Below are 11,919 nucleotides of genomic sequence, written 5' to 3'. Positions count from 1 at the left end.
ATTGCCAGGTGGGGCTAGCACCCTGGCACAAGTCAATGAGAAAAACGCCAAAGTTGACATGTGAGCGAGTATGTACCGCTCTTAAAATGAAACATTCATACAAGTGCATTAAAAAGATTTGAAAGTAGTCGGTCAACAAACCGGAATAGCTCTCATCCTAACTTTACGATTAAAGAATACAAGTTTTCCTTTTAACTACCCCGGTATGTTTGATAGCCCCAAGGTGACACAAGAAGCGGTACATGGTAATGTTCCTGGGATGATGAAAGGACAAACCTTACAGGCACGGTGCTTAAAAACGTCTTTACTTCTTGTTTGGCATAATATTCTCCGATATGAAATACGAGTTGATACTCACCAGGAGGCGGCTCGACGGTGAGAAATGGAGAATCGATTCGTCCATCAGCATTGGTCGCTGCTGTTGCTATTGCCTTCCACTCCCCTTTCTGGAGACGATAAAGGGCGACAGTCACTCCTCGGGCAGGAACGCCGTGGCCAATGTCTAAAACATGAGTGGTTACGCCGCTCATAATCGCGTTGTCTCAGTTCTATTGGACGTGGTTTGAGTGGCGAGATCTGCTTTTGTAACGGAAAACCGTTGAAAGCCAAATGGCAAGCGCGGCTCCGTATACACTTTTCCTTCTGTTTCGGGAAGGTCTTCTACAACTGTGTCCCAAGTACGGTTTTGCGATTCAAACGTTACTTCTTGCAACTGGGGAAATCGTTTTAACATGCGACAGCCGATTTGGTAAACCAAGTGTTGAATCGAGGGGGAGGCCAGTTCATGAAAAACAGAAGAAGCGAGATCGGCAACTTGTTCTCCAGCCACATAACGGGGAGGTTCCTCCCCTAGCGCATCGTCGTCTGTTTCGTAAGACCAGCCAATGTTCAAGTAAATGAAAAGCGGTCGATTGGAATCCTCAGGCAGCGTTGTATATTGATCGCGAATAAAGCCAACAAATGAATTGTCCTTCACTTTAACAAGCTGCAAGTCAAGGAGTGCGCTGTTCTGGCGGTTTATTCGCCAGCCGTTTCCTTCGCGAACGAGCTCAATCGACGCTTCGTTTCGTTCATTGCGCGAGTGCTTATAAACGAGTGTACTTGTGCTTGGTTCTTCCCCATTCGCATACGTAGTATTTTCAAAAGGCACGGCTTCGCCTGTTAGCTTGACCCAGTCTATGTGGCTGTAAGTCGTTAGAAAAGCCTCCCCGACATAACGGATAAAGCCCTCAATGGTCCGGCCTGAAAATGTCGCTAAATGCCGTTGGATAAAGTTTTTCATAGAATCGGTTGCAACAACCATTTGATTGTCCCCCTCTGTAAAAGACGACAGAAAAGCGTTCCCCCCGACTTCAACTGTGACATTGATGCCAAAAACCGTATTGTCCCGAACAGTAAATGCCGATTCAGGGATCGGCTGAAGCCCGCTTAACGGTTCCATAAACGTTCGGTAGGCAAACACATTCCCTTTTCCGTAAGACATTGTCCGTTTATTTTCCACTTCTACACCAACCCTTTCTGTTGTTTGATGAACGCTTCTAAGCGATACCACGCGATTTGGTAAATTTCAGAAAGCGCCCGGTTAAATTCAGCCTCTTTCGTGCTGTTAATCCGTTCTGCCAAAGAGTCGTATAGTTGCTGTGTTGTTTTTCCCTTCACCGCTTCCACAAAAGGAAAACCGAAACGCTTGTCATAAACATCATTTAATTTGGAAAAGGCGAGTGCTTCTCCTTTGCTAAGAACGTCCAAACCTGCGTCTTGCTGCTCTGCTGCCGAAGAAGCACCTACCTTTTCGCTCGCCGCTAGCCTGGGGTGGGCTTGGATTAAACTTAATTGGTCTTCATAAGTAGCTTCTTCTACCACCATCACCATTTCCCGATGAAGATCACAAATGGAGGCAAACGGCCGTCTAGCCCACGCCTCCTTAGGAATCCAAGGCGAGTGTTCAAAAAGGTGGCCAAGCATACTTGTAAAACGGGCGCAATCGGCCTGATTGAGCTCTTCCAACGTCGTCACGAGTGCCTCTCCTCTTTTCTCTAATGAATTCCTTCAAATCGTACGAAAAAGGCGGTCTGCTGTCATTAGGCGAAATAACCAAATCATCGATCAACGCTTGGCTGTTCTAACAAGTCGCTTTGTTCGGAAAGCATTTGCTGGATGCGAAGGGCTAAGCGTAAATGCAACGTCGTTTCTGGATCTTTGATGTCTTTTCCGAGCAATTCTTCAATTTTTTCAAGACGGTAAATGATCGTATTGCGATGGACATAAAGACGCTTCGCTGTTTCAGAAATCTGACAATGCGTTTCCAAATAAACAGCGAGCGTCTGTAGTAAACTTAAATCGTTTACTTGCGCATCTGATAGCTTTTGCAACATATAAGCGCAAAACTCAGCAAGGTCTTCATTTGGAATCATCCGCAACAGCTTTGAAATGTCTTTTGCTTGGTATGTTTGCACAAATTGTTTGTTTCCTGACAGGTGGCCGGAGTTTAATGCATTAATGGCTTCACCGTGAGCTTCGATCACATCCCAAAATTCATGGCATACATTGCTGACGCCAAACGAAATCGTCCGGTCAAAATGGGCCGCTACCCGTTCTTGGATAATTTCCAAGGCGATCAATGTCGGCGAGTATTCTTCGCTTGCCAGTTCTTCCGATTCCCCTTCCACTAAAATGAGGCAGATGTCATTCATGATAAACAAATGAGATACAAACGGAAAAATAGTCAACTCTTCTTCAATAAAATCAAACACTTTTTCGATTTCAATTTGCCTTTGTTTAAAGCCAAGTTGTTTTTCTTCCGTATCGAGTCGTCCGGCAATACATTTGTATTTTTGGTCATTGTGCAAGTCGAATTCCAGTGCTCGATTTAGCGTCTCCTTTTTAGACGAATACGCTTTCTTTATGAAGTTCAAAAAGAAGTCATTTTTCGCCCTTCTTGTATATTGTTGCAATGCGTTGTTTTTCATTAACTCAAAAGCTACGACATTGGCCGCTTGTTCAATTGTTAACAGATGACCGTTTTCGAGTGCTGGTATATGGCCAAACATAACGAGCATCGCCTGCTTTGGTCTATTCGTTCTTACAGGAAACACTGTCAACACTTCCACTTGTCCTTTTTCCGATATCATAGAAAGGTGTGTATAGGCGGTTTGTGGTAAAAACAACTGATACCCCATCCGGTTTAAATATTGGAGGCCCGATACAATTGTCCTCGATGCGTGCGTCGTACCGACAAGTTGGCAACGTTCATCAAGAAGCATGATAGAGCAGCCAACGATTTTTGCTACATTTTCTAACAGTTCACCGACCCCTTTTCCACTAACGATATGGTCAGAGAACGTTTGATGGGCTTCAATTGCCGCTTTTAGTTCATTGGTGCGCAAATCAAGAATCGCGCTTAACGTTTGATTCACAATTGTCCCTAGCCCTATTTCTTCCGACAGTTCAATAACAGGCAACCCATGGGCATTGGCAATGGCCACCGCTTCTTCAGGTATTTTTCCGAGAAAGCGCTTCGCTTTAATCCCCAAACCGGCGCAACGTTTTTCGGCCATCGTTTCAATTAGTTCAACTAATTGGCTTGCGTCATCTTTAAAATGGTAAGCCGTCGTTACAAGCAAATCGTTGCCCTTTAAATAGCCAGCTATATCAGGGGCATCCATCATATTGACATGTTCAATACTGCGCTCTGCCCCCGCTTTTCCTGCCACGAGCCGCGCGCCAGAAAAGGCAGGCAGCGTTAATAATTGGGAAATGTTCAACTGAATCTCCTCCTCTACCGTTCTCATCACTTAGGCAACCTGCACAAATTTCGCCGTAAAAAATAATAGATTTGCCAATGATTTATCGTAAGCTTACCAGTAAAATCAGTCACACACAGAAGTATTCGGAACATTTCTGACATAAAAAATAAAGCGAGGGGTACGATTTGCGATGATCAACAGCTTGGAAACAGAGCAAGCTAGTGCCTATATTCACTATCTTGCTCGCTTTGGCAAAACGAGCGACGGCGGAAATACACGCCTTCTTTATACACCAACCTGGCTGGAAGCCCAACAGGCCGTTTTCTCTTTATTTCAAGCAAAGGGGCTCAATGCTTTCTTTGACGATGTCGGCAATGCTTATGGGCGGATCGAAGGAACGCTTGCTTCGCAAGCCTCAATCGTCACTGGCTCCCATATTGACACGGTTTCCAGCGGCGGCAAATTTGATGGAGCTTATGGCATTATCGGCAGCTTGCTTGCTGTCTCACGCCTTGTGTCCCGCTATGGCCGCCCTAAAAAAACGATTGATGTCGTCTCTCTTTGCGAGGAAGAAGGCAGCCGCTTCCCCCTTGCCTTTTGGGGGTCCGGCAGTATTACAGGACGCTATGAGCAAGCGGACATAGATGCACTCCTTGACGCATCAGGCATTAGTTTAGGCGAGGCAATGCGCGCAAACGGATTTGGCCAGGGCCATTATCAAGCGCCCCGCCGCACAGACATAGACTGTTTCATTGAATTGCATATTGAACAAGGGCAAGTGTTGGAACATAGCGGCAACAAAATTGGCATTGCCAAGGCTATTGTCGGTCAAAGGCGTTTCACGGTAACGGTGGAAGGAGCTGCCAACCATGCTGGCACAACGCCGATGCACATGCGCAAAGATGCGATGGAACTAGCTTCGCGCTTAATTACCCGCTTAGTAAACAAAGCAAGGAAAATCGACGAGGCGTTTGTCGCCACCGTTGGGCAAATTGAAGCCTTCCCAAATACAGCCAATGTCATCCCTGGCAAAGTGAGCTTTTCTCTTGATATCCGCCACCATTCCACGAACATGCTCGATCGCTACTGTGAGGAAATGGAGACGTTCTTCCATGAACAAGAGCAAACGAGCCAGTTAGGCATCTCTGTGGACCAGTGGGCAGACGTCGCTCCAGTAGCGATGGACGCAGACCTTACAGCACTGGCCTTCCAGTCTGCGCAAAAAACAGGGCTTCCAGTCCAATACATGTACAGCGGCGCCGGGCATGATACGCAAATTTTCGGCAGTTGCTGCCCAACGGCACTGTTGTTTGTCCCTAGCAAAGGCGGCATTAGCCACTCCCCATTGGAGTTTACAGCCGATGAAGATTTGGAAGCTGGCGTATCTGCACTTGCCGCCCTTTTGTATAAGCTTGCCTATTAGTTTAAAGCTGCAAAATGTTTTTGAAGGAGAATTGCAATGGATACGTACCTTTCAGCAAAGCGGACGATTATGACGCCAGGGCCGGTAGAAGTCGACCCCCGTGTCTTGCAGGCAATGAGCATGCCGATTCTAGGGCAATTTGACCCTGCTTTTACGAACATCATGAATCAGACGATGGACCAACTGCGCAAGTTGTTCCAAACAGAAAACGAGTGGGCCTATCCCGTTGACGGGACGTCACGTTCAGGGATTGAGGCTGTTCTCGCCAGTTTAATTGAACGAGGAGACCGTGTGCTTGTGCCTATTTACGGGCGTTTCGGCCATTTGCTTGTAGAAATTTGCGAACGTTACGGGGCCGATGTCCACAAAATCGAATGTACGTGGGGCACTGTGTTTAGCGAAGAAGAAGTAATCAACCACATCCACGCAATCAAGCCTAACATTGTCGCGTGTGTCCATGGGGAAACATCAACTGGATGCATGCAACCACTCGCCCAAATCGGCAAAGCTTGCCGTGAACAAGGTTGCCTGTTTGTTGTTGATGCGGTTGCTACGATTGGGGGAACCGACGTTTTAGTCGATGAATGGCACATTGATGCTGCTATTGGCGGCACGCAAAAATGTTTGTCCGTCCCGGCTGGCATGGCACCGATTACGTACAATCAACGAGTGGAAGAAGTGATTGCCCGCCGCAAAAAAGTCGAACAAGGAATTGCAACCAAAGACGACTTGGACGAACCACTGCGAGGGACAGTTGTCGCCAGCAACTATTTTGACCTTGGCATGCTGCAGGATTACTGGAGTCCAAGGCGTTTGAACCACCATACGGAAGCAACCTCCATGGTGTATGCTCTCCATAAAGGGTTAGCGATTCTTCTGGAAGAAGGGCTCCCCCACCGGTTTGCGCGACACGCCTACCATGAAAAAGCGCTTATTGCTGGTCTAACAGCAATGGGGCTTGAGTTATTTGTCTCCCATCAGCACAAATTGCCGATGGTGACGTGCGTGTGCATACCTGTTGGGCTTGACGCTGATCGCGTGCGTGCCTTTATGTTGCACCATTTTGGCGTAGAGATCGCTAGCTCTTTCGGACCGCTCCATGGGAAAATCTGGCGGATTGGCACAATGGGCTATAGCTGTCGCAAGGAAAACATTTTGTTTGTGCTCGCAGCACTTGAGGCAGCGCTTCTCCATTACGGTACAAAGATTGAAACCGGTAAAGCAGTCCAAGCGGCGCTTTCCTACTACGAACAAACAGAAAAGTCCGCAATGGCCTAAACAGCGAGTTGGCCAAGGCGCTGTCAGCCGCTTGGCACCCGTATGGAGAGAGCGAATTCACCATTTGACCGAGCTCCTCTCTGCAAAGACGATGCCGAACTAATCGAAAAGCTTGCGAAAAACAGGCGCCAACCCGATGTGTAACCGGGCTGCGCCTGTTTTTTCGAGTGGGTAAAACGACTAAATACGACTGTCGCAACCGCCTCCCTGTCATTCAGAAAGCGCGATCTCTTTCTATTCGAGCAGCCTTTACGCGCTACTGTTCGGCCCTTCGACATCACTCTGCTTTCCCTTTGCCGCTTTCCGCACGGCTCGGATAATACCGGCGTAGCCAGTACAACGGCATAAATTGCCTGACAATGCTTCGGCCATTTCCTCATCACTCGGGGCCTGGTTTTCATTCAGCAACGCTTTAGCAGCGACCACCATCCCTGGGGTACAATAGCCGCATTGGAAGCCACCTTCTTCTAAAAATGCTTGCTGCACAGGGTCAACCCCGTTTTCGGCAGAAGCGGTAATTCCTTCAATCGTTTGCAACTCGACATTCGTTGCTTGGAACGCCATGAGCAAACAGCTATTGACCACTTTTCCATCCATTAGCACCGCGCAGGCACCGCAACGGCCAATGCCGCATGATACTTTTGTGCCAGTCAAGCCTAGTTCCTCTCTCAACACATCAGCCAGCCTCACGCTAGCGTATGTTTCCACTTGCCTCGTCTGGCCATTGATTTGAAAGGTCAGGCTTACTTTTCGGTTGTTAGCACGTGTGAATGCCATGAATCCTCCTCCCTCTCTTCCATCGCTTCCAGCAAACGTTCTGGCGAAACCGGCAACTTCGCCACCCAACAGCCGCAAGCTTGATGGATTGCTTTAGCGATGGCCGGTGCAACGGCAACGGTGCCAATTTCGCCTACGCCTCTTGGCCCATAGCAATCCCCTTGCTCTAATGTCTCAATTGCTTCTGTTTCCATGTCAAACGGCACATCTTTTATGCTAGGAATCATGTACGTATCAAAATTTTCAGTCGCGTACTTGCCTTGTTCCATGATCGCTTCTTCCATCAGGGCGTAGCCGAGCGCCATTATGCCGCCGCCCTCGATTTGCCCCCTATAGCCAAGTTCATTTACGACAGGGCCCGCGGCAACCGCCTGTTTTAAATCGAGTACTTGGACTCGGCCGGTGATCCGATCGACTTCTACTTTTGCTTTTACAGCAGCAAACGTGTACAAGTAGTGGCCGCCTTCCGTAGGATCAGGAGAAGTTGGAAAATCAAACGATGTTTCTAAACAGAGAGGCATTTCACTAAAATGGGCCAGGCTTTTATAGTCGATAGCCAATGTCCCCTGTTCGTAAACGCCGCCCACGCCGAGTTGCAACTGCTTTTCCGCTATTCCCGTTGCCCGCATCGCCTGTTCCAGCAACGCCTTTGTAAAAGGCTTTTTCAAGCGTTCGATTGCGGTCCACACCATGCTCGTGCCACGGGAAGCTGTCGTCGAGCCTGTGGGCGGCACACGGTCTGTGTCGCCAATTTGGATGTCGAGATCGCTCCGCCCGCACTGAAACGCTTTAAGCATCATCGTTTCAATCACTGTTAAAATTCCTTGGCCGGCTTCTTCAAAACCAAACGCAGCCTCAATTTTTCCTTCTTTTGTCAAGCAAAGCCGGCCTCCAGCGTGATCAAGACGTCCATACCCTAACCCGCCGCCGTGCATCGTCAACGCAAAGCCTGTGCCGACTCGTTTGCGAGACGATGTCGTATGTTCCCTCATCGTTGTTTCTGCAAGTCGTTCCAACACAAGGCGTGCGCCATTGGTCGGAACAATTCGCTGCTCTAATGGCCCTAAATCATCGGCTAGCCGCAAATTTCGGCGCCGTAGTTCTACAGGGCACATTCCGAGCTTGTCAGCAAGGCGGTCCATTTGTCCTTCAAGGGCAAACGTGATTTGGTTGCCGCCAAAACCACGGAACTCACCAGCATTCGCGTTGTTCGTAAACACCGACTTTCCATTAACGAGGACATGTGGAATCCGGTAAGGGCCCACAGCATGCTCTACGGCGAAATCAAGAATGGCTGGCCCAAGTGTCGTGTAAGGGCCAGTATCAGCAATGATTTCAACATGATGGGCAGTAAGGCGGCCCATTTGGTCGGCGCCCGTGCGCACGGTGATCTTCATCGGATGGCGTTTGAGCCCTGCTCGCACTGATTCCATTCGCGTGTGGTGAATTTTAACTGGCCTCCGTGTTTTTAAAGCGAGTAAGGCTGCGTAAGGTTGAAGATTAAGCTCATCTTTGCCACCAAAGGACCCGCCCATCGGGCTTGAGATTATGCGAATATGTTCTTCTGGTATACCTAAAATCCGTGCTAGCTGAAAACGATCTTTAAACCCGTGCTGTGTTCCCATGTATACGGTTATACCCCCGTCCGCTTCCGGAACGACCGTCCCTCCTTCCGTTTCCATATAGGCATGCATTTGCCTCGGCAATTCATACGTTTCCTCAACAATCGCCGCCGCGTTCGCGAACCCTTGGCCAATGTCGCCTTTTTGATGATGGGCAATATGGAGGATGTTGCCTTCTGGACGGAGCTTGATTGCTTGTGGTTCTAACGCTTTCTCAGGAGAGTCAAGTACAGGAAGTTCTTCATACTCCACTTCAATTAACAACAACGCTGCTGTTGCTACTTCCACCGATACAGCAGCGACAGCGGCCACAGCGTCACCTACATAACGGACATGCGTTTCGCAAAAAACCGGATGGTCTGGAACAATGATGCCATAGCCATTGACCGCAGGCACATCGGCATAAGTGAGTACCGCTTTGACTCCTGGCAACTGTTTGGCTTTCTCCGTATGGATGGAGAGAATGCGCGCATGGGGGTAAGGACTGCGCAAAATTTTGCCATACAATGTGTCCCTAAACGTTAGGTCGGTTAAATAGTGGAGCGAACCAGTGACTTTGGGAATGCCATCATGACGAATCGTTCGTTTTTCCATCTCCTCTTCCCCCTCTCAAGCTATCGACGAACGAGACAATCCCGTTTGCGAGCACCATCCCCAAATACGTTTCCGTCGCAAAGGGCGTGCCAACTAGCTTACTTGTTTGCTTAATAAACTGGTAGACGTCGGCAAGCAACTCATTCGTAAGTGGCTTCCCGATAAGGCGCTGTTCAACCTCCAACAGTCGGTGTGGCACCACTTCGCCGCCACCGACGGCTAACTTCAGCTCTTTAATGGTTTGATCGTTATCAAGGACTGCAACACCAGCAACCGTCACTAATGATGCCGTAAATGTTTCACGGCGCCCGACCTTTTCATATAGCCAGAAACGTTTCGTCATGTCTGGCCATTTGCCAATCTCCACTTCTATTAAAAGGGCGTTTGGCTTTTGCTGAAGCCATTCCGACAATGGCACCGTCGCCAATCCATCGTGATAAAAAACGACGTTCGCTTCCAGCACAAGCAGCGCTGGAATGGAATCGCCTTTGCCGTATACGATGTTGCCGCCAAGTGTAGCGCGATTTCGCACCGCAGGAGCTCCAATAGAAGCAAGCGCCTGCACTAGCAGGGGCTGTTCTTGTGCGACCATCTTGCTATTCAAACATTCGGCTAGCGTTGCAAAAGCACCAATATAGATAGCGGTATCGGTCTCTATCATTGTTTTCAAACGACGAATTTGCTCTAAAGAAACAAAGCGGTTGCCCATGTCAAATCCTTGTTCCCTCCGCATTTGCACAATCGTACCACCCGCGACGAAGGTCGAGCCTGGCTTTTGCGCCTCCGCCCATGCTTGCTCGACTGTCGTTGGCATAGACACAGGCGGATACTGGTTCATTTCCACTTCTGCAAATGGTGGCAAGCCCATTGATAATCCTCCTTTGTATCAATATCAAAAAACGCAGACGCATCATCAACAGTGACAGCAATGCTGCTTTTGTCCTTGCGCAAAACCGCCCTCGCACCTTCGTCGCCAGCAAGAGCATGCAGCTTTACAAACAGCGACTGGCGAAAAAACGCTGGCGGCCTTTGTTTGCCTTTATAGCAGGCGGAGACTGACGTGGCATCGGGCCTCATCTTTGCTGTAGCCAACACGCTCTTTATGACAGAAGCAGGCAAAAACGGCTGGTCGGCAAGAAGGATCAGCACAGCAGAAGCGCCTAGGGCACCAGCTACCTCAAGTCCACATTTCAATGATTCCGCTTGGCCTTCTGCCGCTTTTCGGCAGCAGACGAGCATGATACGGCGATCAACGAGCAGTTTCGGGTCGAGCCAGCTTGTATGCCCGTATTTTCCGCCGATAACGACGACGATTTTATCGACATTTGTGTCAAGTGCCGTTTTCAAACTGGTACTACCGACATTGGTTTCAAAAAGCGGCAGCGCTAGTTTGTTTTCGCCCATTCGTGCACTTTGGCCAGCAGCAAGGCAGATGGCGACCGTCTTCATATTAGCGCCTGTGTCCGTTGTTCTGCTTTTACCATTTGGATCAATTCGGCGACAACGCTAACCGCAATTTCTTCAGGCCCTTCCGCACGGATTGGCAAGCCGACCGGTGTGCGGATTCCCGCTGGCACGTGAGTGGTTGCTAGCAAACGCGCCGTACGTGCTTTTGAACCAAGGATGCCGAAATAGGAAAGATGGACATCAAGCAAGTAGGATACAATTTCTTGATCCCGTTGAAAGTGGTGGGTCATGAGCAGGACGGCATCGTCTTTTTTAAAAGAAAGCGTTGGAATGACTTCATTAGGGAAGCCGACTATGCGCTGATCCGCATCAGGAAAATGGGCCTTTGTACAGAGAGCGGGGCGCCAATCGATCACATGGACACTGAAACCGACTTTGGCAGCAAACTGCACGAGCGGCTTGGCGTCAGCATGGGCGCCAAACACAAACAACCTTGGTTTTGGGCGTATTACTTGGAGGTATAGGTTTTTCTTTAAGCTAGTGCTGTAGATAACGCCGCTTTTTTCAACCCCTGCCAACTGTGGTTTTTCCCCATTCCAAACGCCAAACATTTCCCCGGACTCTGTCTGGCAAAGATATTGGCTTACATTCTCGCTGCGTATAAGCGCTACTGTTTGCCCTCTCGCTAGAGCCTGCCCTGTTTTACGCAGGAATGAAAGCAACGTATCATTCACCGGCTGCAGTAGCACATCAACAATGCCATTGCAGCCACTGCCGTCTAGTCCCCAGGAAGCATCGTTTAGGGCGCGCATATCATAGCGCTCAACAATAGGCCCTTTCGCCCAAACAGAGGCAAAGCGGGCGCTAATGTCCTCCTCTAAGCAGCCGGCGCTTAAAAGGCCGGTTTTCGTGCCGTCTTCTTCCACTAGCATCGTTGTCCCTTCTTTGCGGTAAGCAGAGCCATCGACAGCGATAATCGTTGCAAGCATTGTTCGTTGGTTCGTCTTTTCAAGCCGACTAATGATATCATGCATATTTTCCACTTATCTGCACCCCCTTCATTGTACGAAAA

Annotated in this window: 9 protein-coding genes and 1 pseudogene; 2 read left to right on the top strand and 8 right to left on the bottom strand. The window is 49.0% G+C overall.

All coding sequences use genetic code 11. The features are described 5' to 3' along the window. Positions 1–191 precede the first annotated feature (191 nt). The 3 genes and pseudogenes from uraH to BC8716_RS08570 form a co-directional block, all read right to left on the bottom strand. Entirely contained in the window at positions 192–530 is a 339-nt protein-coding gene (gene uraH, locus BC8716_RS08585; protein WP_094424868.1) for a hydroxyisourate hydrolase, read from the bottom strand. Next, positions 527–1,965: pseudogene (pucL, locus tag BC8716_RS08580) on the bottom strand (factor-independent urate hydroxylase). The gene uraH and the pseudogene pucL overlap by 4 nt, the downstream one beginning before the upstream one ends. Positions 1,966–2,099: 134 nt before the next feature. Continuing rightward, a complete protein-coding gene (locus BC8716_RS08570; protein WP_073304519.1) occupies positions 2,100–3,764 on the bottom strand; it encodes a PucR family transcriptional regulator in 1,665 nt (554 codons plus the stop codon). Positions 3,765–3,936: 172 nt separating this feature from the next. On the opposite strand from BC8716_RS08570, the gene BC8716_RS08565 reads away from it, so the two are divergent. Together BC8716_RS08565 and BC8716_RS08560 are read left to right on the top strand one after the other, a co-directional pair. After that, the gene (locus BC8716_RS08565) at positions 3,937–5,169 is read left to right on the top strand and encodes a Zn-dependent hydrolase (RefSeq protein ID WP_094424862.1); all 1,233 of its coding nucleotides are present in this window, start codon (positions 3,937–3,939) and stop codon (positions 5,167–5,169) included. A 36-nt stretch (positions 5,170–5,205) separates the two neighbouring features. Beyond that, entirely contained in the window at positions 5,206–6,447 is a 1,242-nt protein-coding gene (locus BC8716_RS08560; protein WP_094424860.1) for a pyridoxal-phosphate-dependent aminotransferase family protein, read from the top strand. Between the two features lie 249 nt (positions 6,448–6,696). On the opposite strand, the gene pucE is transcribed toward BC8716_RS08560, so the two are convergent. From pucE to BC8716_RS08535, 5 genes are read right to left on the bottom strand one after another with little or no spacing between them, the layout of a single operon-like run. Beyond that, on the bottom strand, positions 6,697–7,224 hold the full coding sequence (pucE, locus tag BC8716_RS08555; RefSeq protein WP_011248576.1) for a xanthine dehydrogenase subunit E: 528 nt from the start codon (positions 7,222–7,224) through the stop codon (positions 6,697–6,699). Beyond that, on the bottom strand, positions 7,191–9,440 hold the full coding sequence (gene pucD / locus BC8716_RS08550; protein WP_094424858.1) for a xanthine dehydrogenase subunit D: 2,250 nt from the start codon (positions 9,438–9,440) through the stop codon (positions 7,191–7,193). Before pucD ends, pucE begins: the two co-directional genes overlap by 34 nt. After that, a complete protein-coding gene (gene pucC, locus BC8716_RS08545; RefSeq protein ID WP_094424856.1) occupies positions 9,415–10,308 on the bottom strand; it encodes a xanthine dehydrogenase subunit C in 894 nt (297 codons plus the stop codon). Before pucC ends, pucD begins: the two co-directional genes overlap by 26 nt. Next, positions 10,275–10,889 (bottom strand): xanthine dehydrogenase accessory protein PucB, encoded by a 615-nt coding sequence (pucB, locus tag BC8716_RS08540; RefSeq protein WP_094424854.1) that lies wholly within the window; start codon positions 10,887–10,889, stop codon positions 10,275–10,277. Before pucB ends, pucC begins: the two co-directional genes overlap by 34 nt. Next, positions 10,886–11,881 (bottom strand): XdhC family protein, encoded by a 996-nt coding sequence (locus tag BC8716_RS08535; RefSeq protein ID WP_251179737.1) that lies wholly within the window; start codon positions 11,879–11,881, stop codon positions 10,886–10,888. The genes pucB and BC8716_RS08535 overlap by 4 nt, the downstream gene beginning before the upstream one ends. Between the last annotated feature and the right edge of the window lie 38 nt (positions 11,882–11,919).

It is taken from the genome of Shouchella clausii, assembly GCF_002250115.1.
Classification (GTDB): domain Bacteria; phylum Bacillota; class Bacilli; order Bacillales; family Bacillaceae_D; genus Shouchella; species Shouchella clausii.
Note: the sequence above shows the minus strand (reverse complement) of the source record. Positions and strands in the feature narration are given on the sequence as shown.